We start from the raw sequence: 24856 nt of genomic DNA on the forward strand, positions 1-24856 counted from the left end.
CTCTTCAGATCCGGCCACCTGACCGTTCCGGCCGCGAGGGGTCTTCGGCGTTCTCCCGCCGGGCGCGGCGCCGGGGCGCGGGTCAGGGCACGGGCGTGCCCGGGCGGGCTGCCGTCAGTACGACTTCGCGGCCAGCGACGGATCCTTGGCGATCTGGGTCTTGAGCACCTTCTCGCCCGCGAAGAGGGTGTCGCCGGACAGGTCGCCGAAGGCGAAGGGCGCGCGCATGTGCCAGATCGAGGCACCCGTGCACCACCGTGATCGCAGCGGTGCCCGCAGCACCGAGGTGTACAGCAGCGCCTGGACGTCGTGGTTCGCCGCCCCCGTGGGAGGGGTGCTGCCCTCTTGCTGCGCGAGCCCGTCGACCCTGGGCTGCGCCCCGACCTCGGTGATGAGGAAGGGCATGCGCAGCTGGTCGCAGACGGCTTCGAGCTTGCCGAGGTGGTCGTCGGTTCGTCCGCCCGCTCCGCGCCACCCGGCGACGAGCTCGTCGACGGTGATGTTGGGGGCGTCGGGAGTGTAGACCTTGTCGGTCAGGCGGATCCACGAGTTGATGCCAAACACGTCGAGAAGCTGCGCCATGTGCGGGGTCTTCTGGGGCAGCCAGTAGGTGTACAGAAGGAACAGCTCGAGGGTCGTGAACGCCGCGGTGAGCTTGATGGCGGGGTGAGCGGCGCGCACCTTCGCCAGCATCGGCACCCACCGCCCGTACTCTTCGGCGGTGGTCTGCGCCGGCTGTTCGCACGCCACCGACAGGTACTCCACGTCGTTGTCGGTGCACAGCTGCGCGAAGTGCGACAGCTGGTCGGCCCAGCTGTCGAAGAAGGCGTCGACCGAGGCCGGGGTGTAGTTCGCTCGATAGAAGCTGTCGCCGTCCTTCACCGTGGCGATGTGCGGCTTGACGAGGGTGATGCGCACACCGCGGTCCTTCGCCAGCGCGAAGACGGCGTCGATGCGTTCGTCGGAGACGCGGGTGAAGGTCGTCGAGTCGGGGTCGGGGATGTAGCAGAGGATGACGAGCGTCGCGTTGGCGCCGAGCGCGGCGATGCGGTCGAGTTCGCGCGCGGTGACCCTGAGCGGCGTCGTCGCATCGAGGCTGAGCGAGATGCTGAGATCGCGCTTGATCTCGCCGACCGCGCCCGCGAAGGCCTGTCGGCGGCGGTTGTCGCCGTGGCGCACCTCGACCTCGAAGGCGTACGGTCCGGTGTCGGTGAGCCTGCCCGCCAGGGTCGATCCCGCGATGGCGAGACCGGCCGGCAGAACGCCGCGGGTCACCGCGATCGTCGCGTCGTCGGCGGGCGACAGCGAGCGTCGCACCGTATCCCAGACGTGCAGGTCGAGATCCTTCGTCGACGGGGTCGTCGCGTTCGCCGTCGGGCTCGGGGAGTGCGTGGCGCCCGAGGCGGAGGGCGTCGGGGCATCGGGTGCCCCGTGCGTCATCACCTTCGCCGCGGCGACCGATCCGGCGCCGAGTCCGATGATGCCGAGCGCCCCGAAGAGCACGCTGCGTCGTGTCAGCTCCACGCGGGCTCCCCTCTCGATGCGATGGCGTCGTCGACCGATGAAGGGGTGGTGCGTGCGCGCGGTTCGGCTCGCGCGACTCCCCGGCTTCCAGGGTACGGGGCCGCGCGGTCGCGACCCCCTCCCCTCGACGCGTTCCGGGCCGACTCACGTGGATTCTGCGGGGAGGACTCCGCGTCGAAGACGCACCCACCCCCGCCGCGGCGGGCCGAACTCCTGAGAAATGGGAGGCCGAGGCCGACTCCGCCGCGAATCGACGCGCCGCGCGCTGCGCCGCCGTCGCGATTCTCAGGAGTTCGGCCCGCACCGGCACGGCAACCCGGCCCGGCAACCCGGCTCGGCAACCCGTGGTTACGCTGGAACGACCCGCCGGCGCACCGACACCGGCGTGGCAGAGAGAGTCCGATGTCTTCCCGCACCACGACCGTCCGTTCCCTCCGCACCGCGTCGCTGGCCATCGCCGGCATCGGGGCGTCGATCTCGATGGGATCGCTCGGATCGTGGTGGACACCGGTGATCCTGCTCATCGCCACCGCCGGGGCGCTGCTGGTGATCTGGCGCACCGACGGCGCCCTGGTGGGATCGCGAGCCGTCGTGCCCGTGCTCATCGTCGTCGTCGCCCTGACCGCGGCGGGCCTGCTCGCGCTCACCGGTGCGCTGCCGTCGGAGTGGATGTGGGCGGCGCTCGGCGCCTACGCCGTCGCCTGGGGCGAGTACCTCGTGTCGCAGACCATCGCGCGCTCCCGCGGCGTGACCGCACGCTGAGCGGCCCGTCCCGCGCGCGCAGAAACGTCGAAGGGCCCGGATGCCGTGATCGTGGCATCCGGGCCCTTCGGCGTCGCTGAGGTCAGACGCGGGCTGCGGCCGTGGTCGGCTGCCAGCCCAGGGCCGGAGCGACGTACTTCGCGAAGTTCTCGACCAGGCGCAGGTTGAACTCGACGCCCATCTGCGACGGGATCGTCAGCATGAGCGTGTCGGCGCTCATGACGGCGGCGTCGTTCTGCAGCTGCTCGATGAGCTTCTCGGGAGGCGCGGCGTAGGTCTTGCCGAAGGTCGAGCGCATGCCGTCGATGACGCCGATCTGATCGGAGCCCGCCGAGCCGCCGAAGTACATCTCGTCTTCGGCGGTGACGATCGGGAAGATGCTGCGGCTGACCGAGGTGCGGGGCTCACCGGCGTGGCCGGCCTCGCGCCAGGCGGCGCGGAACGCGTCGAGCTGCTGAGCCTGCAGGATGTCGAAGGGCGTGCCGTCGGCCTCGGTGAGCAGGGTCGACGACATCAGGTTCACACCGATGCGCCCGGCCCACTCGGCCGTCGCCGTCGTGCCGGCACCCCACCAGATGCGCTTGCGCAGCCCGGGGGAGTGCGGCTCGATGCGCTGCAGACCCGTGCCGCCACCGAAGGGGCTGTGCGGGTCGCGCTCGGCGAGACCCTCGCCGTCGATCGCGCGCAGGAACAGGTCGAAGTGCTCGCGGGCGATGTCGCCGCCACGGGGGTCGTCCGACCCCGTGTAGCCGAAGGCCTCGTAGCCGCGCACGACCGTCTCGGGTGAGCCGCGGCTCACACCCAGCGCGAGCCGGTTCGCGCTGATCAGGTCGACGGATGCCGCCTCCTCGGCGAGCATGAGCGGGTTCTCGTAGCGCATGTCGATGACGCCGGTACCCACCTCGATCCGAGAGGTGCGGGCGGCGATCGCGGCGAGCAGCGGCATGGGGGCCGCCTGCTGACGGGCGAAATGGTGCACGCGGAACGAGATGCCGTTGACGCCGAGGTCGTCCATGCCCTGGGCGAGGTCGATCGCCTGGAGCATCGAGTCACCGGCGGTCAGGTGGTGCCCGCCGCCGAGGGGACCGTAATGGCCGAAGGAGAGGGTGCCGAAAGAACGCATGCGTGAGAGAACGCACCGGCGCCTGATCTATTCCCTCGCATGTATCAAGGGGTGGCCTCGGTGCGCTGCGGGTGTGGAAGCATTCAGGCATGGACGACGAGGTGCAGGACGAGCTGCGACGTCTGCGGGCGCGGGCGTACGGTCCGGGGGCCGACATCGCCGACGATCCCGTGGCCGTCGCGCGTCTGCGCGAACTCGAGGAGCTCGACCGGACGCGACAGCAGACGACGCTCCCGTCCGACGCCGTCGTCGAGGGCGGTGCCGAGGTGGAACGGACGGGCGTCGCGGCATCCGCAGGGCTCGACGACCTCGACTCTGCCGACATCGACCAGACACCTCGGCCCCCGCTCCTGCGCACGCGGCGGCGGGTGTGGGTGGCCGCCGTCGGCGTCGCGGCCGTCGTGGTGGCGGCCAGCGCGCTCACCGCCGTCGGCATGTCGTTCACGACCGTCGAGCGCACGCCGGGCATCGCGCAGACCGACGCGCTGACGCCCGCACCCGACCTCGATCCCGCGGCGGTCGGCTACCTCGGGTTCGATCCCGAGCAGTCGCGGGGCTTCGAGGACTACTACGGGCTGACGGCGTTCGCGGGGCCGACGCAGATCGACTCCGAGGGCAATCGGGCCGACTGTCTGCTCATCTCCGACACCGCCGATGTGGCAGACTCCGGCGGCGCTCTCCGCTCGAACGCGGGCGTGCGGTTCGGGGGCTGTGCGGCGGGGCTCTTCCCGGCGACGGCGGAGTTCATCGTGAACTCCACGTTCCCCGAGCAGTTCCGCGCCCGTTATCCGGTGGGCACGGCGGTGCAGTTCGTGCTCGACGGCGACGACGTCGGAGTCTTCTCCGACGCGGGCTGACGCCCCACGGATGAGAGGGTGGGGGAGTGACCCCCCTCCTCGAACTCGTGCCCGTCGGTGCCGACCCGGATGCCGTCTACCTGGGCTTCGTCGACTGGGCGGTCGCGCGCGGCCTGACGCTGTACCCCGCGCAAGACGAAGCGGTCATGGAGATCGTGTCGGGTGCGAACGTGATCCTGTCGACCCCGACCGGCACGGGCAAATCCCTGGTCGCGGTCGCCGCTCACGCGGCATCCCTCGCCCGGGGCGGCCGCACCTATTACACGGCGCCGATCAAGGCGCTCGTGAGCGAGAAGTTCTTCGCGCTGGTCGACATCTTCGGGGCCGAGAACGTCGGCATGGTCACGGGCGACTCGTCGGTCAATGCCGATGCGCCGATCATCTGCTGCACGGCCGAGATCCTCGCGAACCTGGCGCTGCGCCAGGGCGCCGACGCGAACGTCGACCAGGTCGTGATGGACGAGTTCCACTACTACGGCGAGGCCGATCGCGGCTGGGCCTGGCAGGTGCCGCTGCTGCTGCTTCCGCGGGCGCAGTTCATCCTCATGTCGGCGACCCTCGGCGACGTCACCGAGATCGCCGAAGACCTCTCGCGACGTACCGGCCGGCCCACCGCCCGGGTGACCGGCGTCGAGCGTCCGGTGCCGCTGCACTTCGAGTACGCGCGCACACCCGTGCACGAGACGGTGCAAGAGCTGCTCGACACGAAGCAGGCGCCCATCTATATCGTGCACTTCTCGCAGGCGGCCGCGATGGAGCGGGCGCAGGCGCTGTCGTCGATCCGCATCATCGGGCGCGAGCAGCGCGACGAGATCGCCGAGGCGATCGGCGGGTTCCGCTTCACCACCGGCTTCGGCAAGACCCTGTCGCGCTATGTCCGCGCCGGCATCGGCGTGCACCACGCCGGCATGCTGCCGCGTTACCGCCGCCTGGTCGAGACGCTCGCGCAGCGGGGGCTGCTGCGCGTCATCTGCGGCACCGACACCCTCGGCGTCGGCATCAACGTGCCGATCCGCACCGTCATGATGACGGCGCTCACCAAGTACGACGGTCAGCGCATGCGCCAGCTGACCGCTCGAGAGTTCCACCAGATCTCGGGCCGCGCGGGCCGCGCCGGGTACGACACCGCGGGCACGGTCGTGATCATGGCGCCCGACCACGAGATCGAGAACGCCGCGCAGATCCTCAAGGCCGGCGACGACCTGAAGAAGCAGAAGAAGATCGTGCGCAAGAAGGCGCCGCAGGGCTTCGTGAACTGGACCGAGCAGAGCTACGACCGCCTGGTGGTCGCCGAGCCCGAGCCGCTGCAGCCGCAGATGAAGCTCAGCGCCGCGATGCTCATCAACGTCATCGCGCGCGGCGGCGACGTGTTCGCCAACGTGCGCTCGCTGGTGTTCGACAACCACGAGCCCCGCGCCCGCCAGTACGAGCTCGCCCGCCGGGCCCTGGCGATCTTCCGCACGCTGGTGCAGGCGGGTGTGGCCGAGGTCATCCCGCGCGAGTCGCCGGATTTCGTCGCTTCAGACGGCTCCGAAGCGACGATTTCCGGCGACTCGCGCATCCGGCTCACGGTCGAGCTGCAGGCGAACTTCGCGCTCAACCAGCCTCTGTCGCCCTTCGCGCTCGCCGCGATCGAGATGCTCGACCCCGAGGTCGAGCTCGGACGGGGACCGGATGCCACGGCTGCCAGCGACAGCGTGGGCACCGGCCACTACGCGCTCGACGTCGTCAGCGTCATCGAGGCGACCCTCGACGACCCGCGTCCGATCCTGTCGCAGCAGCAGTTCCGCGCGCGCGGCGAAGCGGTGGCCGCGATGAAGCGCGAGGGCATCGAGTACGACGAGCGCATGGAGCTGCTCGAGGAGATCACCTGGCCCAAGCCGCTCGACGAGCTGCTCGCGCAGGCGTACGAGGTGTTCGCGTCGAGCCAGCCCTGGATCCGTGACTTCGAGCTGTCGCCGAAGTCGGTCGTGCGCGACATGTTCGAGCGGGCGTGCTCGTTCGGCGAGTACGTCTCGCTGTACCAGCTGGCCCGCAGCGAGGGGCTGGTGCTGCGCTACCTCAGCGACGCCTATCGAGCGATCCGTCAGACCGTGCCGGTCGACGCGCAGACGCCCGACCTGCTCGATCTGATCGCCTGGCTCGGCGAGCTCGTCCGTCAGGTCGACTCGAGCCTGGTCGACGAGTGGGAGCAGCTCATCAACCCCGCCGCCGACCCCGATGCGCCGGTCGTGCCGCCGGCGCCGCCGTCGATCCTCACCAACCGGCGGGCGTTCGTCGTGCTGGTGCGCAACGAGATGTTCCGTCGCGTGCAGCTCGCCGCGCTCCAACGCGACGACGAGCTCGTCGAACTCGACCCCGACATCGACTGGCCCACCGTGCTCGACCGCTACTTCGACGAGCACGACTCGATCGGCACCGGGGGAGCGGCGCGCTCCTCGGCGCTCGTCGAGATCGACGAGTCGGGGGCCTCCGACGGCGTGTGGCGCGTCGAGCAGACGATCGACGACCCCGCGGGCGACCACGACTGGCGCATCCGCGCCGAGGTCGACCTCGCGGCCTCGGAGGAAGAGGGCACGGCGATCGTGCGGGTCACCGAGGTTCTCAGGCTGTAGCGGCGGTGCGTCGGCGCGCCATCATCCGGCGCAGGACGAGGCCAACGACCGCGACGGCGATCGTCACCCCGATCGCGCGCAGGTCCAGTTCGGGTTGGGTGAGGGCCGAGACGAAGACGTTCACGCCGTAGTCGGCCATTTCGGGGAGGTCGGAGGCGAGCACCCGGGTGCCGGCGGCCGAGGCGAGAGCCGTCGCGAGGGGTGGGACCACCCAGACGAGCGCGAGCCCGACCACCCCGGCCACCACCCGCCCCACCGTGTCGACGCCCGTCCACGCGATGGCCGCCCCCACGAGCACCGGGCCGAGGAAGAAGGTCAGGGGCAGGACGGCCGAGAAGGGCGCCTCGGCGCCGAAGGGCAACGTCATCCACGCGCCGACCCACATGCCCGTCGCCAGCGCGCCGATCGAGAGGGCGACCCCCGCACCCGCGCGGGGAGCCGTCGACACCGATGACGCCACGAACAGCGAGACCACGAACGCGAGCACGGCCACCGCGGTGAGCAGCACCAGGTACACGATCGACTCGAAGCGCTCCTGGAGCACATTCCACGTCGCGAGCGCGGTCTGGACGATCGCGACGAGCTGGACGAGCGCGAGCCCACCGACCGTCGCGAGCCCGCGCAGAATCCCCGGACGCGAGCGCTGCGCGCGAGCGATGATGCCGGCAGCGGCTCCGCCGACCACCAGCAGCACGATGATCGTCGTGATCTCGTACTGGCTGTACGGCAGCAGCACGAACGGCCCCAGCCGCGACACGTCGTCGGTGTCCTCCAGGTTCTGCAGCGGCAGGAACGGTCCGCTCGTCAGCCAGGGGAGCAGCCCCACGACCGCGCCGAGCGCCCCGAAGAGCAGGAACCACGCGACCCTCCGTCGCGGGGGAACGTCGAGTGTCGGATCGGTCGTCATCAGGGTCCCCGTCCCCCGGCGATCCGCCGGACGCTCCGACGCTATCGGAGAGGGGGCGGGGACCTCTGTCGTGCGCGTCATCGAGTCGTTGCAGCTCCCACGGATTCTCCCCCGGCCCGGGGCGGGTGAACTTCTCCACCGATCACCGATCGAGGCTGTCGACGGCCGTGCGCACGCGGGTACCCTGTCGACACGCACACCCCGGAAGGACCACCGTGAACCTCGACGCGGCTCAAGCCCTCATCGCCGTCGGGGCCTTCTTCCTGACCTTCGCCGCCGCGATCCTCAGCGGGATGAAGTGGATGCTGGACCGCGTCGAGTGGCGCACCGAACAGAATTTCGCTCAGGTGGACCAGCGCTTGGGCCGCATCGAATCGCGCATGGAGCGCGCCGAGACACGGATGGAGAGGGCTGACGCCCGCTTCGACGAACGCATGGTGCTGATCGACGCGCGAGAACACCGGGTCGACGCGCGTCTGCGCTCGATCGACGGCAACATCGCCGAGATCAAGGCCTCCGTGTCGCGTCTCAAGGGGCCGCACTCGCCGTTCCTGATCGCCCGCGGCTGAACGCCCACACGCAAAAACGCCGGATGCCGAGGCCCCGACGAGGCCTCGGCATCCGGTGTGTACGTCGTCGTTCAGCTCCGGGCGACGCGGTTCTCCGCGCTGACCATCCACGACAGCTGCTCGAGGCGCTCGAGGATCGAGTGCAGGATGTCGGCGCTCGTGGGGTCTTCGTCGTCGACGTCGTCGTGCACCTCGCGGACGGTGCCGACGGTGGCGTCGAGGCGCTCCGTGATCAGGTCGACGACCTCCGAGGTGTCGACCTCGCCCTGGGGGAACTCGGGGAGGGTCGTGGTCTCGGCGATGGTGTCGCTGCGGCCGTCGGGAAGAGCGTGCAGGGCACGCATGCGCTCGGCGACGGTGTCGCTGAACTCGCGGGCCGCGTCGATGATCTCGTCGAGCTGCAGGTGGGTGTCGCGGAAGTTCTTGCCGACGACGTTCCAGTGCGCCTGCTTGCCCTGGATCGACAGCTCGATCAGGTCGATGAGCACGCGCTGAAGGTTGTCGGTGAGCTCCTCCGAGGCCTGGAAGCCGCTCTCGGCGTTCTGCTCTTCGGTGGTTTCGGGGCCGTTGCCGCCGCGGGCGGGGCGACGGCGGTTCTTGGTGGTCTCCTGGGTGGCGGACATGCGCCTTCCTTTCACTCGCGGTCGGTAGCGACGTTAGGCGCTTCGTCGGCGGGCGCGGCGGGGGTTGCGAGCCTCCGCACAGCGGGGTAGCTGCCGACGCGGGGGTCGGCGCCGTAGCCGCTCCCCTCGGAATGGACAACCCCGGCCTTGCCCCACCGCGCCGTTCTTAGCGTGGAGACGTGCCTTACACACCCCCTGCTCCGTCTCGCCCCCTCCGCGACTACGCCGCGATCGGCGACGGTCGGACGGTCGCTCTGATCGGTCTCGACGGATCGGTGGACTGGCTGCCGCTTCCGAACATCCACTCGCGCCCCGTGTTCGCGCGACTCGTCGACGAATCGGCCGGCGGGTGCATCGAACTCGCTCCGGTGGAGGAGTACGAGGTCACCCGGCGTTACCTGCCGCACACGAACGTGCTCGAGACGACCTTCACGACCGCGTCGGGGGTGGCCACCGTGACCGACGCCATGGTCACGGGCATCGCCGGACGCCTCCCGTGGGCCGAGCTCGCGCGGCGCGTCGACGGGGTGAAGGGCGAGGTCGAGTTCGCCTGGTGCGTACAGCCCGGCACCATGCTGCGCTCCGCCGCCCCGTGGACCGAACGCATCGACGGCTTCTCGATCATGCGCATCGGACACGTCTCGCTCGCCGTTGTCGGCCATGAGCACGGTCTGCATGGCGACCCGGATGCCGGCAACGAGAGCATCGACGGCGCGTTCACGACGTCGAAGGGCTCGCGCCATCTGCTCGTGATCGCCGCGACCGAGGGGGAGCCGCTGCGCATCCCCGACGCGAAGAACGTCGACCGCGGCATCGACCGCACCGTCGACGGGTGGACGACGTGGTCCGACGAGTTCTCGTACGAGGGACCCTGGGCCGAAGACGTGCAGCGCAGCGCCCTCGCGCTGAAGCTGCTGTTGTTCAGCCCCACCGGGGCGATCGCGGCGGCGGCGACGACGTCGCTCCCCGAGAACCCCCGCGGGGGCAAGAACTGGGACTACCGCTACGCCTGGGTGCGCGATCTCGCCTACACGGCGCACGCCTGGGTGGGTTTCGGTCTGCGCGAGGAGACGCACGCGGCCATCTCGTGGCTGCTGCGCACGATCCGCAAGAACGGTCCCGAGGTGCAGGTGATGTACACCCTCGACGGCGAGGCCGAGATCGGGCTCGAGAAGCACGACGTGCCTGGCTGGAACGGCAACCAACCGGTCGTGACCGGGAACCCCGCGCAGGGGCAGCTGCAGCTCGGCGTCTACGGCGACCTGATCGCCCTGTGCCGCACCTACGTCGAGGCGGGGAACCGTCTCGACATCCAGACCGGACGCCTGCTCGCCGACGTCGCCGACCGCACGTGCGACCTGTGGCGCCGCGAGGACTCGGGCATGTGGGAGCTCCCGGAGCTGCGTCACTACACCTCGTCGAAGATGGGCTGCTGGAAGGCCCTCGACGACGCCCAGTGGCTCGCGGCCGGCGGACACATCCCCGACAACGCCGACCGGTGGCGCGCGGAGCGCGACCGCATTCACCGCTGGGTCGAAGAGCACTGCTGGTCGGAGGAGCTCGAGGCCTACACGCTCGCCCCCGGAAGCTCCGACCTCGACGCGTCGGTGCTGCTGCACGCCCCCACCGGCTTCGACCGGGGCGAGCGCATGTCGAAGACCCTGGATGCCATCACCGAACGCCTCACGACGGAGAACCACCTCGTCTACCGGTACACCGGCATGGACCAGGAGGAGCAGACGTTCGTCGCCTGCGCCTTCTGGCGGGCCACGGCGCTCGCCTGCGTCGGCCGCCACGACGAGGCGGTCGAGGCGATGGACGCTCTCGTCGCCCAGGGGAACGACGTCGGCATCTACTCCGAGATGATCGCCGAATCGGACGGGGCGTTCTGGGGCAACCTCCCGCAGGCGCTCAGTCACCTGGCCCTCATCAACGCCGCGCTCGTCATCCGCGAACTCGTGGATGCCGCCGAGCTCTCCGGCCGCTGATCCTCTGCCGCGACGTCTCGTCTCGGCATCCATCCCCCATGAAAGGACTCGCCATGAGCACGCAGTACACGTTCACCGATCCCACGAAGCTCTACGCCGACATCGAGCCCCAGGCGCAGGACCAGCCCGAGCCCGGCCTCGATGCCGAGCTGACCCCGAAGGCCGCGCTCGGCGAGGACACCTACGTCGGCAGCGAGCGGCTGAAGGGCCGCAAGGCGCTGATCACCGGAGCCGACTCGGGGATCGGCGCGGCCACCGCGATCGCGTTCGCCCGCGAGGGAGCCTCGGTGGCGATGTCGTACCTGCCGGAGGAGAAGGTGGATGCCGACCGCATCGCCGGAATCCTTCGTGAGGCCGGCGCGACCGTCGTGCAGATCCCCGGCGACCTGCGCGAGCGCGAGTACGCCCGCACGCTGGTCGAGGAAGCGGTCGAGGGCCTCGGCGGCCTCGACATCGTCGTCAACAACGGCGGCAAGCAGATCTTCAACGAAGACCTGACGACGCTGGACGACGAGCAGTTCGACGACACGTTCAAGACCAACGTCTACGCGATGTTCTGGATCTGCAAGGAGGCCATCCCGCACCTGCCCGCGGGTTCGGCCATCATCAACACCACGTCGATCCAGGCGTACTCGCCCGCGCCGATCCTCGTCGACTACGCCTCGACCAAGTCGACGATCAACACCTTCACCAAGGCCCTCGGTCAGCAGCTCGCCCCCAAGGGCATCCGCGTGAACGCCGTGGCGCCCGGCCCGATCTGGACGCCGCTGCAGGTGACCGACGGTCAGCCGAACGAGAAGGTCGACGAGTTCGGCGAGGAGACCCCGCTCGGACGCATGGGTCAGCCCGCCGAGCTCGCCCCCGCGTACGTGTACCTCGCCTCGGCGGAGTCGAGCTACGTCATCGGCGAGACGCTCAACGTCAACGGCGGTATGCCGACGCCGTAAGCGTGATGCGCAGAAGGGGCCGTCGTCCGGGACCGGGCGGCGGCCCCTTCGTCTGCGGTGCGCCACCCCCCTGTTGAGTGTCCGACACACGCCGCGTTCGAGGTCGGCACTGCGGCGTGTCGTGGACACTCAACAGGGGGGGTGGCGTCCTGCTCAGGCGGTGAGCGGCTTGCGGTAGAAGATCTCGCCGTCGGCGGTGGTCTCGGTGCGGTGATACCCCTCGCGCTCGTACAGACGCTGGTTGGCTTCGCTCAGACCGCCGGTGAAGAGCTCCGCCTCGGTGGCGCCGGCTTCGCGTCCGCGCTGCTCGACCGCTCCCAGCAGCAACGTTCCGAGACCAGCGCCCTGCTGATCGGGGGCGATCGCGAGGCGCCCGATGAGCAGCAGTTCCCCGTCACGGCGCGCGCGGACGGCGCCGACGATCCGGTGCCCGTCGACGGCGACGCAGCCGAGGTTCTCGACCAGCTCGGCTTCGAGCTCGGGCAGGGTCTGCGTGAGCGGAGGCATGTCGGGATCGCCGTAGATGAGCGCTTCGCTCGCGAAGGCGGCGCGCTGGATCGTGAGCACCTCTCCGGCGTCGTCGGGATGGATGGGGCGCACAGCGGGCGAGTCGGCCACGGGTGTCTCTCCTGGTGAGTCGGGGTGAGGGGGGTTAACTATCATGGGCATGAGCGGTCCGTTTTCCAGCGGTTCGCCGTCCTCGCCTATGAACGATTTCTTCGACTCGCGCGTCCGCACCGATGACGTGGCCGACACGCAGGCCTGGCTGCAAGAGCAGTACGGGCGGGTCGACGTGCTCGCCGAGAGGGCCTCGATCGCGGAGCACGCGGTCGGTGACGCGGCGTTCGCCCTGCGGCACCTGACCTGGGACTGCCGGGCCGAGATCGTCTACGAGGCGGATCGGTTCTACTTCGCCACCTCGAATCCCGGGTTCTCGTGGACCATCGGCTCCGAATCCGGCGACTACAGCGTGGAGCCCGGCATCGTGCAGCCCGGTCGCGAACTCATCGGGCGACCGATCGACACGACGGTGCAGCTCGTTGCCTTCGACGCCGAGTGGCTGAGCGAGACGGCCCGCACGATCTACGGCGACGAGACCCTCGTGGCCCGGTTCGCCGGCACGGGACCGGTGTCGCGGCGCCTGGGCGAGTACTGGCTCGCGACGCTGCGGTGGTCGCTGACGCAGGTCCCCCTGCTGGCGGAGCCTCTCGTGCGGGCGCACGTGCGACGCGCCCTCGCCGCGGCGACGCTCGAGGCGTTCCCGCTCGTGGGCGACGCGCGCGAGCGGCGGGCATCGGCCCTCGAGCAGGCGACGATCTACACCGCCGCGACGTCGTGGATCGACGATCACGCGTCGTTGCCGGTGACGGTCGACGACGCGGCGCGTGCCGTCGGCACGTCTGCCACCGGTCTGCGTCGCGCATTCGCCGCCAACGGGCAACTGGCATCCTCTCCCGAGGAGTACCTGTCTGCGGCGCGTCTGAGCGCGGCTCACGCCGACCTCCTCGACGCCGACGCGGGATGTGCGTCGGTCGGGGAGGTCGCCGCCCGATGGGGTTTCGCCGATCCGGACGCCTTCGTGCGGTCGTACGTCGAGGTGTATCGCGTCGCACCGCAGCGCACGCTCGAGCGATGATCGCCGGGTGCTGACCGAGGGACCCTGGTCGCTCAGCGGTCGCGGTCGGTGTACTCGCCGGGGTTGTCGAGGTCTTCGTGCGCCTCGTCGCCGCTCGGCAGCTCGACGTCGGTGTAGGCGCCGGCCTCGTCGGTGCGGGGGCGCGACTCGCTCCCGTCGGCGTTCTCGCGGTCGACGTACTCGCCGGGCGCGTCGGCGCTCCCGCGGTCGTCGTCTCCGCCGGGCAGCTGCACGTCGGTGTACTCGCCTTCTTCGGGTCCGGTGCCGTGTCCGTTGACGTCGCGCTCAGTCATGTCCGCCTCCTGGGGGTCGTGATGACAGCGACGCTAGTCCGCGGATGCCGGGGGCGCAGCGGTCTTGACACGGCTTCCGCCGCGCAGCCCGCACGGCGCCACCCGTGCGGCGCCACCCGTGCGGTGCCGCCCGCACGGTGTCAAGGGCGCAGACGAGGGGGCGTCGACCCGGCAGAGTGGGACCATGCCCGCTCTCGCCATCATCCTCGTCATCGTCGGTCTCGTGCTTCTCTTCCTCGGCATCTTCGTCGAGGCCGTGAAGTTCCTGCTCTGGATCGGCGTGATCATCCTGATCATCGGTGTGATCGCCGCGCTCATGCGGTTCATCCGTCGCCAGGTCTGACCGTTCGTCCCCACCCCCGGATCCGACCGAGGTCGGAGCGATCAGAGGCCGTCCCCCGTGTGCCGCACCGACGTGCGTCACGCGGCCGGGGCGGCCTTTCGCGTGAGGCCGGCTCAGGCCGAGAACAGGTCGCGACCGCGCGGGGGGCGCAGGGCCGCCACGGCCTCGAGCGCCGGGGCCAGCTCGGGGTGGCGGAAGACGTAGCCCGCCTCGGTCAGCACGCGGGGCACCGCCCACCGGCTCTTCAGCACGAGTTCGGGCTCGTTGCGCAGCAGCGCCATCGCCGGATCGAGCATCCACCGGAACGCGGGCAGGCCGATCGGCGCCCGCGCGATGCGCCGGAGCTCTCGCATGAGGGTGCGGTTGTCGCTCACGGCGGGCGCGGCCAGGTTGACCGGACCGACGATGTCGTCGCGGTCGCGCAGGAATCGCACGGATGCCACGACGTCATCGATGTGGATCCAGCTGAAGCGCTGGTGGCCCGAGGTGCGGTGCCAGCTCGACCACAGGCGCCCCGTGGGGCGCGCGCCGATCCCGCGGTACCGGCGGTGGGGGAACCACCAGCTGTCGATCTGCGGGCCGCCCAGCCCGAGTCGGGCGAGGGCGAACAGCATGCGGGTCGCCGGACCGTCTCCGAGCACGATCGCCATGCGCAACGCCACCCGGCGCGTGCGGGGCAGTTCTCCCTCGAAGAACGCGCGTTCCCAGCTCGTGGCCACATCGACCGAGAACCCCTGGCCGATCTCGCCGTCGACTTCGTCGTTGCCGTGCTCGGTGGCGTGGCGGTAGATCGTCGCGGTCGAGGCGTTCATCCACACCGCGGGCGGGTGGGCCGCGTGCGCGACGGCGGAGTGCAGGGCACGGGTGGTGTCGACGCGAGAGCGCAGGATCTCGTCACGGTTCGCGTCGGTGTACCGGCACGACACGATCTTGCCCGCCAGGTTCACCAGGACGTCGGCGCCGTCGACGACCTGCGCCACGGCGGCCGGATCGGCCCAGGTCGCGGTGCCGGTGCGGCCGATCGTGTCGACGTCGTAGCCGTCGTCTCGGAACGCGGCGACCAGCGCTCCGCCGACGAATCCGCTCGCTCCGGCGATCACGGCGCGGGGTCGGGGCACGGCATCCTCCTGGGTCGGGTGGCCTCAGCCTAGGGGCGGGGGCGTGCTGATCGCCCTCCTGTTGCTCGACACCGATGCAGTGCGCGGAACGCGCGGGGAACCCCTGCCACAATGGAGGCCATGCGACGACGGGCACGGGGCGCACGCGTCGCGCGCGGGGGCGTCGCCGCGTCGATCGCCACCTTCGTCGCGTTGCTCTCGCACGTGACCGGCGGGGGAGCCGTGCCCGGCTGGATCGGTGTCGTCGTTCCGCTCGCGCTGTCGTTCGTCGCCTGCACGGTCCTGGCCGGCCGCCGGCTCTCGGCCTGGCGTCTGAGCGCGGCCGTCGTCGTTAGCCAGCTGCTGTTCCACGCGCTGTTCGTGCTCGGCAGCTACGACCTCGGCGCGGCCGGCCACGTGCACGGGGCCGTCGTCCCGGCGGTCGCCGCGGATCCGGTGGGCGCCGCCCTGACGCCGGATGCCACGATGTGGCTCTGGCACGCGCTCGCCGCGGCCGTCACCTCGCTGGCCTTGCACCGCGCGGAACGCACCCTGGGGGTGCTGCGTGCGCTCGCGGGCCGCGCGGTCGAGGGGCTGCGGGCGCGCGTGCGCGTGATGGCGGCGACGTTCGGGCCCGTGTCGCCGCGCCATCGCGTTGCGGTCGTGGTCGCCGTCGTGCGCCCGACCTCGGTGCTGCTCGCCGCGAGCGCGAGGCGTCGCGGGCCGCCGGTCTCGGCATCCTGACCCTGCTCCGCGTCACGCCGTGCCGTGAGCGGTGCGTCCCGGCCGTCTGACGGACCGGGCGGGCGGTCGCGCGCGCCGAGTGCTCTCGCGCCGGCGCGACTCCCTTCCACGTCCCCTCGGGACGCCCCCTTCCTCGGTCATCGTCGAGCGGCGATGTCGTATCGCGTGGCGCACCGCCACGGGGCGACGTCGACCGCGCGCGGGACCCCGGCCCGTCGTGCACGCGCGCGGCGGCGCCGACCGACGGGCGCCACCCGGTGCCCGGAGAGGAGATCCTCCATGTTCCGTTCCCCTCCCCTCACCCTGCGGGCGTCGGTCGTCGCGGCATCCGCTCCCGACGAGTCCGCCCCGCCGTCCCCGCCGCCCGCGCCCGCCCCCGGCCGCCCCGTCGAGCCCGGGGTGCCGTCATGACGGCATCCACCCCGTCGAGTGTCCACAACACGCCGTCGGGAGACGACGCGGTGCGGCGTGTTCCGGACACTCGATGGTCGGGGAGCGGGCCGAGTGCTCCGCGACGAGGCTGGTTCACCGCGCTGCTGCGTCGGCTGCACTTCTTCGCGGGACTGCTCGTGGGGCCGTTCATCCTGGTCGCGGCGCTGAGCGGCGCGCTGTACGCCCTCACTCCGTCGCTCGAGAGGGTCATGTACGCGCACGAGGTGACCGCCACCTCCACCCTGGTCGGGATGCCGCTGGCCGACCAGGTCGAGGCGGCCGAGGCCTACGTGGGCGGCGGGGCCTCACCGGTCGCCGTACGGCCCGCCCCCGCGCCCGGTGACACCACGCGCGTCCTGTTCGCCGACGAGGCGTTGCCCGAAAGCACCACGCGGGCGATCTTCGTCGACCCCGCGACGGCCGAGATCCGCGGCGACCTGCCCGCGTACGGCACGAGCGGCGCGCTGCCACTGCGGCACTGGATCAGCGACCTGCACCGCTCGCTGCACCTGGGCGAGCCGGGCCGGCTGTACAGCGAGCTCGCGGCATCCTGGCTCGGGATCGTCTCGCTCGCGGGCCTCGGGCTGTGGATCGGCCGCTTCGTGCGCAGCCGCCGCGGGCGCCGCGACCTGCTGCGGCCGAACCGCGCGCACCGGGGGTACCGCAAGCTGTCGGGCTGGCACTCGGCCGTCGGGATCTGGGTCGTGCTGGGCGCGGTCTTCCTCGCGGCGACGGGCATCACCTGGTCGGCCTCGGCGGGCGCGCACGTCTCCGACCTGCGTGCCGCGGTCGGTGAGGGGACACCCGCGTTGACCACCTCTCTCGGTGCGGAGGCGGAGGCCGGCGGCGAGCACGCCGGACACGGCGGCGGGGCGCACGCCGACACCCCGGGGGCGGCGGACCCGGCCACGTTCGACGCCGTCCTCGCCGTCGCGAAGCGCGTCAACGTCAACACCGGCGACCTCGAGATCCGCCCGCCGGCCGCCGTCGGCGACGCCTGGGTCGTGCAGGAGGTGCACCGCAGCTTCCCGACCGAAGTGGATGCCGTGGCCATCGACGCATCGACCCTGCGCGTGACCGATCGGGTCGACTTCGCCGACTATCCGCTGCTCGCCAAGCTGTCTCGCTGGGGCGTCGACCTGCACATGGGCACCCTGTTCGGTCTCGTCAACCAGCTCGTGCTGTTCGCCCTGGCGATCGGCATCGCCGCGCTCGTCGTCTGGGGCTACGCGATGTGGTGGAACCGTCGCCCGACCCGCGGCCTCGCGTCGGCGCCGGCGCGCGGCGTGCTGCGCGGGGCGCCCTGGTGGGGGATCGGGGCGGTGCTCGTGGTCGCGGTGGCGATCGGGCTGTTCCTGCCGCTGGTCGGCTACACGCTCGCGGCGTTCGTGGTGCTCGACGTGCTGCTCGGCCTCTGGGCGCGGCGGCGGACCGGGGTAAGGCGACCCGCGGCGTGACGGCCCACGGTGTGACGGCGCGGCGCCCGGCCCCCGCGAGGCGGCCCGCTCAGTGCTCGAGCAGCAGGTGCATCGTCACCGAACCCGTCGTCGGCTCGGTGAAGCCCAGGCTGCGGTACAGCGCCTGACCCGGAGGGTCGGCCACCAGGGTCACGTAGGCACCCTCGGGGGCCTTCGCGCGGATCTCCGCGAGAAGGTCCTCGAGGATGCGGCGGCCGAGACCGCGTCGCTGGTACTCGGGCAGCGTGGCCATGTCGGCGATGAGGAAGTACCACCCGCCGTCGCCGATGACCCGGCCCATCGCGATCGATCGACCCGTGGCATCCACGATCCGACGCCAGGCCCAGCTATTCGCGAGTGCGGGCGCGCCCTGGTCGGAACCTTTGGGGGTCAGGCCCGAGGCGCGGCGCAGCTCGAGGTAGTCGTCGAGAGAGGGGGCGAGGGATTCGAGGCGGAGGTCGGGCATGCCTCCACCTTCGCGTATCTCCGTCTCGCGAGGGAGGCGGCGTGCGGTGCGGGTCCGTAGCGTGGAAAGCCCCCCCGGAAGGACTCCCGTGACTCTCGCCCGTCGCCTCGCCGCCGCCCTCTCGATCGCCGCGATCGCCGCCCTCACCGCGTGCACCAGCTCCGCGCCCGACACTCCCGCGACTCCCGCGGCCTCGGTCGAGGTGCCGGCCACCCCCGTGGGGGAGCGGCTGACCTGGGTGATCGACGTGCTCGAGGCCGAGGCCGACACGACCGCCGGCGACTGGTCGCGCGTGCTGCACGAGGACTTCCAGCAGCAGGTGTCGGCCGACGACATCGCCGAGCTGCTCAATCGGCAGATCCGCCCGGCGGCGCCCTTCACCGTGACCGCGTACCAGGGCACCGAGACCCAGGCGGTCGCGACCCTCGCCGGGACGCTCGGCGACCCGTTCGATCTCTCGCTCGCGATCGACGGCAACGACCGCATCACCGGCATGGTGTTCGCCCCGGTCGCCGAGCCGTGGGAGCCCTCCGCCTCGCTCGACGAGGTGGAGCAGCGCCTGGGCGATCTTCCCGGCGAGGTCAGCGCGCTGATCCGGCGAGGAGACGACGACGTCGTGGCGGTGGACACCGAACGGGCAGCTCCCCTCGCCTCGATCTTCAAGCTGTACGTGCTGCTCGCGGCGGCCGATGCCGTGGCATCCGGGGATCTCGCCTGGGACGAGACGCTCGTGCTCGACGACGCCGACCGCAGCCTGCCCTCGGGCGAGCTGCAGAACGCCCCCACCGGCACCGAGGTGTCGGTGCGCGAGGCCGCCTCGGCCATGATCCGCATCAGCGACAACACCGCCACCGACCTGCTCATCGAGCGGCTCGGGCGTGAGCGCGTCGAAGCGGCGGTCGCACGCAGCGGCCACGCGGACCCCGCCGCGTTGACGCCCTTCCTCTCGACCAAGGAGCTGTTCACCCTGGGCTGGGGCGACCCGGCTCTGCGCGACGAGTGGGCGCGTGCCGACGACGCCGCGAAGCGCGCGCTGCTCGACCGCATCGACGCCGCCCCGCTGGCCGTCGGCGTCACCGACGTGACGACCCCGGTGTGGCAGGACGGGTTCGACTGGTTCGCCTCGGCCACCGACATCGCCGCCGTGCATCGGGCGCTGCAGCAGACCCAGGATGCCGAGGTGCTCGCCATCGTGAGCGAGAACCCCGGTGCGGGACTCGACGTCGGCACGTGGCCCTACGTCGGCTTCAAGGGCGGTTCGAGCCTGGGCGTGCTGACCGGCAGCTGGTTCGTGCGCGACGACGAGGGGGAGGCGACGGTGGTGCTTCTTCTCTCGGCCGACGACGCGCAGGCCGTGACCGCGGCGATGGGCGACTTCTTCCACCTCGCCGAAGACGCCCTGCGCCTCGCACGCTGAGCCTCGCCGCTGCGAGAGGTCGGGAGCCCGTCGAGGGGGCTGGACCGTGCGCGGGGGCGACCGGAGGGCCGCCCCCGCCGGGGTCACGCGTCGTCGGGGTCGGGCAGGCTCTGGGCGATCTTGCTGGATGCCGCGGAATCACGGCCGACGCCGGGCTGGAACTTCGCGATGGGGTCGTCGGCGTCGACGTGCGGTTCGCCCTCGGCGGGGGTGCCCGAAGCCGCGTGCGCGGTGGCGGAGACGCCGCCGGTGTCCTCGGTGTGCCGCGAGGTCGAGCCGCCCTCGCCGCGGGCGTCATCGGTGCCCCGCTCGGTGAGGCCGTCGGCGGCGCGGGTGCCGACTCCGGGCAGGTCGTTCTGGCTCGAGATGCCCTGGATGCGGGCTTCGTCGTCGGCGTCGATCTGCGCCGCTCCGACGGCACCGGTGTCGGCGCCGGCGGCGCCGGCGGGTACATTGGCGGCCAGGCCCTCGGACTCGGGGACGATGTTCTCTTCGTCGGCTCCGGGGAGCCGGTCGGCGGGAGTGTTCATGGCGTTCCTTCCGTGGGGTGTGCCGCCACGCTATGGGCGACCATCGACCGGGCGAACGGGCTTGACGACCGCCACGGGGTGCGCAGGGGGCGTCCGGTGGGCCGCGGCCCCGGTGCCGGACACGCTGGATAGGCTCGGAACCAGCTTCGAAAGGAACCGCAATGCAGCAGCGTCCCCTCTCCCGCACCGGCCGTGACGTCTCGGTGATCGGCCTCGGTACTTGGCAGCTCGGCCCCGACTGGGGCGGTGTCAGCGAAGACGAGGCCCTCGCCGTGCTGGCCGCCTCGGCCGACGCCGGCGTCACGCTCTTCGACACCGCCGACGTGTACGGCGACGGCCGGTCCGAAGAGATCATCGGGAAGTTCTTGAACGACACCGATGCCGCGGGGATCACCGTGGCGACCAAGATGGGCCGTCGCGAAGACCAGGTGCCCGAGAACTACACGATCGAGAACTTCCGTGGGTGGATCGACCGCTCGCGGCGGCTGCTCGGCACCGACACCCTCGACCTCGTGCAGTTGCACTGCCCGCCGTCGGCCGTGATCGACGACGACGCCACCTACGACGCGCTCGACCAGCTCGTCGCCGAGGGGGTCATCGCCGCCTACGGCGCGTCGGTCGAGACGATGGAACAGGCCCTCTCGGCGCTCCGCCGGCCGAACCTCAGCAACCTGCAGATCATCTTCAACCCGTTCCGGCTCAAGCCCCTCGACGAGGTGCTGCCGATGGCGGCCGAGAAGAACGTCGCCGTGTTGGCCCGCGTGCCGTTGGCGAGCGGTCTGCTCTCGGGCAAATACACCGCCGACACGACGTTCGACAAGGACGACCACCGCACGTACAACCGCAACGGCGAGGCGTTCGACAAGGGGGAGACGTTCTCGGGCGTCCCGTTCGCCGAGGGTGTGGCCGCGGCCGACGAGCTCAAGGCCTCGCTTCCCGAGGGAGTCACCCTGCCCGCCGCCACGCTGGCGTGGATCGCCTCGCGCGAGGGCATCACCTCGGTGATCCCGGGCGCCCGTTCGGTGGCGCAGGCCACATCGAACGCCGGGGCCGCACAGCTCCTCGACGAGGGCTTCGACCTCGACGCCTTCGACGCGCTGGTGCGTGACGTCTACGACCGCCGTCTGCGGGCGGAGATCCACCCGCAGTGGTGAGCGTCTGACACGCGAAAGCCGGGTCCGCCCCCAAGGGTGGACCCGGCTTTCGCGTGTGTGACGCCGGACGGCGTCGCAATGCGGGAGTGACGTCAGCTGACGTCGCCGCGCCAGGCGCCGGACTCGGCACCGCGCGACTCGATGTACTTCTTGAAGTTGTCGAGGTCCTTCTTCACCGAGTGGTCGTCGGCGCCGAAGACGGCACCGAGCTTCTCGAGGACTCCGGTGGGCTCCCAGTCGATCTGCACGGTGACGCGCGTCTCGTCGTCGGAGAGACGGTGGAACGTCACGACACCCGCGTGGTTCTCGTCGCCGCCGACGCTGTTCCAGGCGACGCGCTCGTCGGGGTGCTGCTCGGTGATCTCGGCGTCGAACTCGCGCTCGGCACCGGCGATCTTCACCTTCCAGTGCGTGAGGGTGTCGCTCTTCTGCGTGATCGACTCGACGAAGCTCATGAAGTGCGGGAACTCCTCGAACTGCGTCCACTGGTTGTAGGCGACGCGGACGGGAACGTTGACGTCGATGGTTTCGATGACCTGTGCCATGGTGTCCTCTTTCGTGTGGTTTCCGGGGCTGGTCCCAGTCTTCGCTCGTCACGGGCGAGCTGCCCCCGGGGTTGAGGGATCGGCTCGCGTGCCCTATGCGCGTGCGCGGCGCGCCGGGGTCGTTCGGGGATTCGCCCCGCGGCTCAGGCGCGACCGCGCAGGATCAGGTGCCAGTAGACCCAGGGCAGCACCCGACGGTCGGCGATCCACGACAGGGCGCGCTCTCGATACAGCGAACGCCAGAAGGGGATCGTGGGCTGCAGGCGCCCTTGACGATCGAACTCGGCGAAGACGACGGTGCCGCGCGACACCGTGAACGGCACGACGCTGTAGCCGTCGTACTTCGCGGAGGGGGAGCGCCCGGCCCTCACCCCCGTCATGTTCTTCACGAGGGCTTTCGCCTGCTGCCGGATCGCGCCCCCGGAACGGCGGGTCGCCACCGCGGCGGCATCGCCGACCGACCAGATCTCGGGATACCGCGTGTGCTGCAGCGTCTCGGGATCGACGTCGACGAACCCGTGCGGATCGTCGGATGCCGCCAGCCCGCTGCCGGCGATCCACTCCGGCGCCCGCTGCGGAGGGACCGCGTGCAGCACGTCGTACGCCAGGGTCTCCTCGGCCTCGCCGTGACCGATCGTGATCGTCTGCGCCTCGGCATCCACCGACCGCACCTCGCGGCTGTAGTGCACCTCGATGCCGTACTCGTCGAGTTTGCGCTGCAGCTCGCGGTCGATGGCCGGGATGCCGAAGGGCACGGGGTCGGGGGCGACGAAGACCACGCGCAGGTCGTCGCGCACGCCGATCGCGCGCCACCAGTCGCACGCGAGGTACATCGGCTTCTGCGCGGCCGCGCCGCAGGACGCGGGCTCGGGCGGCTGGGTGAACACGACCGTGCCGGAGCGCAGGTCGCGCAGCACCGGTGAGGCTTTCGCGGCGAGGTCGTAGTCGTAGTTCGAGATGCCGTTCGGTGCCGCCATGGCCTCGGGCAGGCCCGGGATCCGCTCCCATGCCATGCGCAGGCCGGCGCACACCACGAGCTGGTCGTAGTCGAGATGACCGCCCGACACGAGATGCACGCGGCGGGCAGCGGCATCCACCGTGAAGACCTCGTCGCGCAGCCAGCGGGTGCCCGCGGGGATCACGTCGGCCTGCGCGCGGACGGCCTCGCTGGCCCGTGCCGCGCCTCCCGCGATGTGCGACTGGAGGGGCGCGAAGACGTGCTGCGTCCGCGGCTCGATCACGGTGATGTCTCCGGCGCGGGCCCGGTGGAGGCGTCCGGCCACCGACAGCCCGGCGTTGCCCCCGCCGATGATCACGATGCGGGGGGTGTCGGCGCGAGCGACGGTGCGGCTCGAGTCGTTCATGGGGGATCCTCTCGTCTCCCTCACCGTGTCGTCATCGGCAGCGGGATGCCACCCGGTTGACAGCGTCGGTCGGGCGGACGACCCGGGCGCTGGGGAACGACGAAGAGGGCTCGCCGTCGGCAGGAGCGCTTCTCCCGTGCCGCTGGAGCGGGAGCGCACCCGTTGAAGCGCGTGGTCCGTGCGCGGGTCGGGCCTGTCAAGGGGCGGGGCGCGGCCCCGTCGGCGTCGTTGGATGGAGACACCGCCGATCAGCGGTGACGCACCCCGGTGCGTTCGACGAAAGGATCCCCATGAGCGACGCCTCGATCGACCCGTCCCCCGCCGACTCGTCGACCCCCGCCGCCGACGTCGGCATCGCGGGTGTGCAGCCCCTGCGCGACGGCGACACCTCGATCGAGCCCGACCCCGCGCTCGACCCCGCCCAGGCGGAGTGGGACGCCACGACGGCCCTCGACGAGGGCGTCGACCCGCAGGACATCGCCCCCGCGACCGCGACGGGCGCCGACCCGGCCGAGATCGCGGCCGACGACACCGACATCCCGTTCGAGGACATCCACCCCGGGTCCACCGGCACCGACTCGCAGGGTCAGGACCCGGGCGTCGTCGAGCTCGGCGAAGAGGGCCAGGGAGACCTGGCGCCCGAAGACCTCTGAGCGACGCGCGAGAGAGGGGTCGGTCCGTTCGGGCCGACCCCTCTGTTCGCGGTGGATTACTGCTCGATGAGCTGCGGTTCGCTCTCGTGCGCCCGGATGACGCCGTCGTGGTCGTCGGTGGCCACCGCGATGCGGCGCGGCTTCGCCTTCTCGCTCACCGGGATCGTGACCGACAGCACACCGTTGCGGTAGGCGGCGCTGATGCCGTCGGTGTCGATGCCCTGGCCGAGGTTGAGCTGGCGGACGAAGGTGGCCGTCTCGCGCTCGCGGGTGATCCACTTGACGTCGTCGCCGGTGGCGAGGGTGCGTTCGGCGCGGATGGTCAGCAGCTGACCGTCGACGTCGATGTCGACCGAGCCCGGGTCGACCCCGGGAAGGTCGGCCGAGAGCACGTAGTGGTCGCCGTCGCGGTAGAGGTCCATCGGCATCCGGCGCGGTCCGCCCCCGCGACGGGCATCGAGAAAGGTCGACGCGAGGCGGTCGAGGTCGCGGAAGGGGTCGTAAGTGGCCATGGTCGGTTCTCCTTTTCGGTCGGTCCGGATATCGGCATCCGGAGTTCGATGAAGTTGAGCCTTGTGCGCTCAACGTGGCAGCAGATTAGCACTCTCGACAGGAGAGTGCCAAGACCGTCGAATGTCCAAGACGCGCCGTGCCGGGGTCGCTTTCTGCGGCGTGTCCTGGACACTCAACGGGTTGGGGCGCTGGGGCGCTGGGGCGCTGGGGCGCTGGCGCGGTGGCGCGGTGACGTGATGGCGCGGCGGCGGAGCGGGTCAACCGCCCGAGCGCGGCGCCGCGGTAGCGTCATCGGGT

General features: G+C 71.2%; 26 protein-coding genes. 14 read left to right on the plus strand and 12 right to left on the minus strand.

Annotation, left to right across the window (positions count from 1 at the left end; translation table 11 throughout):
• Positions 1 to 114 precede the first annotated feature (114 nt).
• Positions 115 to 1524: a hypothetical protein gene (locus IFU40_RS12720; protein WP_191926564.1), complete on the minus strand. Its 1410-nt coding sequence runs from the start codon at positions 1522 to 1524 to the stop codon at positions 115 to 117.
• A 402-nt stretch (positions 1525 to 1926) separates the two neighbouring features.
• On the opposite strand from IFU40_RS12720, the gene IFU40_RS12725 reads away from it, so the two are divergent.
• Entirely contained in the window at positions 1927 to 2286 is a 360-nt protein-coding gene (locus tag IFU40_RS12725; RefSeq protein WP_191926565.1) for a hypothetical protein, read from the plus strand.
• An 82-nt stretch (positions 2287 to 2368) separates the two neighbouring features.
• Here the strand turns inward: IFU40_RS12725 and IFU40_RS12730 are convergent, their stop codons facing one another.
• Complete coding sequence (locus tag IFU40_RS12730; RefSeq protein ID WP_191926566.1) at positions 2369 to 3409, minus strand: LLM class flavin-dependent oxidoreductase; 1041 nt, start codon at positions 3407 to 3409, stop codon at positions 2369 to 2371.
• An 89-nt stretch (positions 3410 to 3498) separates the two neighbouring features.
• Here IFU40_RS12730 and IFU40_RS12735 point away from each other — a divergent pair, with 89 nt between their 5' ends.
• A complete protein-coding gene (locus tag IFU40_RS12735) occupies positions 3499 to 4266 on the plus strand; it encodes a hypothetical protein (protein ID WP_191926567.1) in 768 nt (255 codons plus the stop codon).
• A 26-nt stretch (positions 4267 to 4292) separates the two neighbouring features.
• Positions 4293 to 6881: a DUF3516 domain-containing protein gene (locus IFU40_RS12740; RefSeq protein ID WP_191926568.1), complete on the plus strand. Its 2589-nt coding sequence runs from the start codon at positions 4293 to 4295 to the stop codon at positions 6879 to 6881.
• Here the strand turns inward: IFU40_RS12740 and IFU40_RS12745 are convergent.
• Positions 6871 to 7788, minus strand: coding sequence for a hypothetical protein (locus tag IFU40_RS12745; RefSeq protein ID WP_191926569.1), 918 nt, complete (start codon positions 7786 to 7788; stop codon positions 6871 to 6873). The genes IFU40_RS12740 and IFU40_RS12745 overlap by 11 nt on opposite strands.
• A 215-nt stretch (positions 7789 to 8003) precedes the next feature.
• Here IFU40_RS12745 and IFU40_RS12750 point away from each other — a divergent pair, with 215 nt between their 5' ends.
• Complete coding sequence (locus tag IFU40_RS12750) at positions 8004 to 8357, plus strand: hypothetical protein (protein WP_191926570.1); 354 nt, start codon at positions 8004 to 8006, stop codon at positions 8355 to 8357.
• 71 nt (positions 8358 to 8428) lie between these two features.
• Here IFU40_RS12750 and IFU40_RS12755 read toward each other — a convergent pair whose 3' ends face one another.
• Positions 8429 to 8980 carry a Dps family protein gene (locus IFU40_RS12755; RefSeq protein WP_055938511.1) on the minus strand — a complete coding sequence of 184 codons (552 nt, stop codon included), beginning with the start codon at positions 8978 to 8980 and terminating at the stop codon, positions 8429 to 8431.
• Between the two features lie 179 nt (positions 8981 to 9159).
• Between IFU40_RS12755 and IFU40_RS12760 the strand changes: the two genes are divergently transcribed.
• The gene (locus IFU40_RS12760; protein WP_191926571.1) at positions 9160 to 10968 is read left to right on the plus strand and encodes a glycoside hydrolase family 15 protein; all 1809 of its coding nucleotides are present in this window, start codon (positions 9160 to 9162) and stop codon (positions 10966 to 10968) included.
• 53 nt (positions 10969 to 11021) lie between these two features.
• Positions 11022 to 11915 (plus strand): SDR family oxidoreductase, encoded by an 894-nt coding sequence (locus IFU40_RS12765; protein WP_055938506.1) that lies wholly within the window; start codon positions 11022 to 11024, stop codon positions 11913 to 11915.
• 153 nt (positions 11916 to 12068) lie between these two features.
• Here IFU40_RS12765 and IFU40_RS12770 read toward each other — a convergent pair whose 3' ends face one another.
• A complete protein-coding gene (locus IFU40_RS12770; RefSeq protein WP_055939404.1) occupies positions 12069 to 12578 on the minus strand; it encodes a GNAT family N-acetyltransferase in 510 nt (169 codons plus the stop codon).
• Positions 12579 to 12621: 43 nt separating this feature from the next.
• Between IFU40_RS12770 and IFU40_RS12775 the strand changes: the two genes are divergently transcribed.
• Positions 12622 to 13551, plus strand: a complete 930-nt coding sequence (locus tag IFU40_RS12775; RefSeq protein WP_191915982.1) for a helix-turn-helix transcriptional regulator — start codon at positions 12622 to 12624, stop codon at positions 13549 to 13551.
• Between the two features lie 32 nt (positions 13552 to 13583).
• On the opposite strand, the gene IFU40_RS12780 is transcribed toward IFU40_RS12775, so the two are convergent.
• Positions 13584 to 13844 (minus strand): hypothetical protein, encoded by a 261-nt coding sequence (locus IFU40_RS12780; RefSeq protein WP_055938500.1) that lies wholly within the window; start codon positions 13842 to 13844, stop codon positions 13584 to 13586.
• 184 nt (positions 13845 to 14028) lie between these two features.
• On the opposite strand from IFU40_RS12780, the gene IFU40_RS12785 reads away from it, so the two are divergent.
• Positions 14029 to 14187, plus strand: coding sequence for a hypothetical protein (locus IFU40_RS12785; RefSeq protein ID WP_181015936.1), 159 nt, complete (start codon positions 14029 to 14031; stop codon positions 14185 to 14187).
• A gap of 113 nt (positions 14188 to 14300) precedes the next feature.
• On the opposite strand, the gene IFU40_RS12790 is transcribed toward IFU40_RS12785, so the two are convergent.
• Complete coding sequence (locus tag IFU40_RS12790) at positions 14301 to 15305, minus strand: DUF1731 domain-containing protein (protein WP_191926573.1); 1005 nt, start codon at positions 15303 to 15305, stop codon at positions 14301 to 14303.
• Positions 15306 to 15425: 120 nt separating this feature from the next.
• On the opposite strand from IFU40_RS12790, the gene IFU40_RS12795 reads away from it, so the two are divergent.
• From IFU40_RS12795 to IFU40_RS12800, 3 genes are all read left to right on the plus strand, one after another.
• A complete protein-coding gene (locus IFU40_RS12795) occupies positions 15426 to 16028 on the plus strand; it encodes a hypothetical protein (protein ID WP_191926574.1) in 603 nt (200 codons plus the stop codon).
• Positions 16029 to 16307: 279 nt separating this feature from the next.
• Positions 16308 to 16439, plus strand: a complete 132-nt coding sequence (locus IFU40_RS17095) for a hypothetical protein (protein ID WP_274605367.1) — start codon at positions 16308 to 16310, stop codon at positions 16437 to 16439.
• Positions 16436 to 17917: a PepSY-associated TM helix domain-containing protein gene (locus tag IFU40_RS12800; RefSeq protein ID WP_191926575.1), complete on the plus strand. Its 1482-nt coding sequence runs from the start codon at positions 16436 to 16438 to the stop codon at positions 17915 to 17917. The genes IFU40_RS17095 and IFU40_RS12800 overlap by 4 nt, the downstream gene beginning before the upstream one ends.
• Before the next feature lie 49 nt (positions 17918 to 17966).
• On the opposite strand, the gene IFU40_RS12805 is transcribed toward IFU40_RS12800, so the two are convergent.
• On the minus strand, positions 17967 to 18383 hold the full coding sequence (locus tag IFU40_RS12805) for a GNAT family N-acetyltransferase (RefSeq protein ID WP_191926576.1): 417 nt from the start codon (positions 18381 to 18383) through the stop codon (positions 17967 to 17969).
• Between the two features lie 88 nt (positions 18384 to 18471).
• Between IFU40_RS12805 and IFU40_RS12810 the strand changes: the two genes are divergently transcribed.
• A complete protein-coding gene (locus IFU40_RS12810; protein ID WP_191926577.1) occupies positions 18472 to 19800 on the plus strand; it encodes a Cpe/LpqF family protein in 1329 nt (442 codons plus the stop codon).
• Positions 19801 to 19883: 83 nt separating this feature from the next.
• Here IFU40_RS12810 and IFU40_RS12815 read toward each other — a convergent pair whose 3' ends face one another.
• Complete coding sequence (locus tag IFU40_RS12815) at positions 19884 to 20330, minus strand: hypothetical protein (RefSeq protein WP_191926578.1); 447 nt, start codon at positions 20328 to 20330, stop codon at positions 19884 to 19886.
• 161 nt (positions 20331 to 20491) lie between these two features.
• Here IFU40_RS12815 and IFU40_RS12820 point away from each other — a divergent pair, with 161 nt between their 5' ends.
• Positions 20492 to 21484 (plus strand): aldo/keto reductase, encoded by a 993-nt coding sequence (locus tag IFU40_RS12820; RefSeq protein ID WP_191926579.1) that lies wholly within the window; start codon positions 20492 to 20494, stop codon positions 21482 to 21484.
• Positions 21485 to 21576: 92 nt separating this feature from the next.
• Here the strand turns inward: IFU40_RS12820 and IFU40_RS12825 are convergent, their stop codons facing one another.
• Positions 21577 to 22029: an SRPBCC family protein gene (locus IFU40_RS12825; protein WP_055838580.1), complete on the minus strand. Its 453-nt coding sequence runs from the start codon at positions 22027 to 22029 to the stop codon at positions 21577 to 21579.
• Positions 22030 to 22172: 143 nt separating this feature from the next.
• On the minus strand, positions 22173 to 23393 hold the full coding sequence (locus IFU40_RS12830; RefSeq protein ID WP_191926580.1) for an NAD(P)/FAD-dependent oxidoreductase: 1221 nt from the start codon (positions 23391 to 23393) through the stop codon (positions 22173 to 22175).
• 290 nt (positions 23394 to 23683) lie between these two features.
• On the opposite strand from IFU40_RS12830, the gene IFU40_RS12835 reads away from it, so the two are divergent.
• A complete protein-coding gene (locus IFU40_RS12835; RefSeq protein WP_070409454.1) occupies positions 23684 to 24046 on the plus strand; it encodes a sugar ABC transporter ATPase in 363 nt (120 codons plus the stop codon).
• Between the two features lie 56 nt (positions 24047 to 24102).
• On the opposite strand, the gene IFU40_RS12840 is transcribed toward IFU40_RS12835, so the two are convergent.
• Positions 24103 to 24558: an Hsp20/alpha crystallin family protein gene (locus IFU40_RS12840; protein ID WP_191926581.1), complete on the minus strand. Its 456-nt coding sequence runs from the start codon at positions 24556 to 24558 to the stop codon at positions 24103 to 24105.
• Positions 24559 to 24856 lie beyond the last annotated feature (298 nt).

It is taken from the genome of Microbacterium sp. CFBP 13617, from assembly GCF_014839445.1.
Lineage (GTDB): Bacteria > Actinomycetota > Actinomycetes > Actinomycetales > Microbacteriaceae > Microbacterium.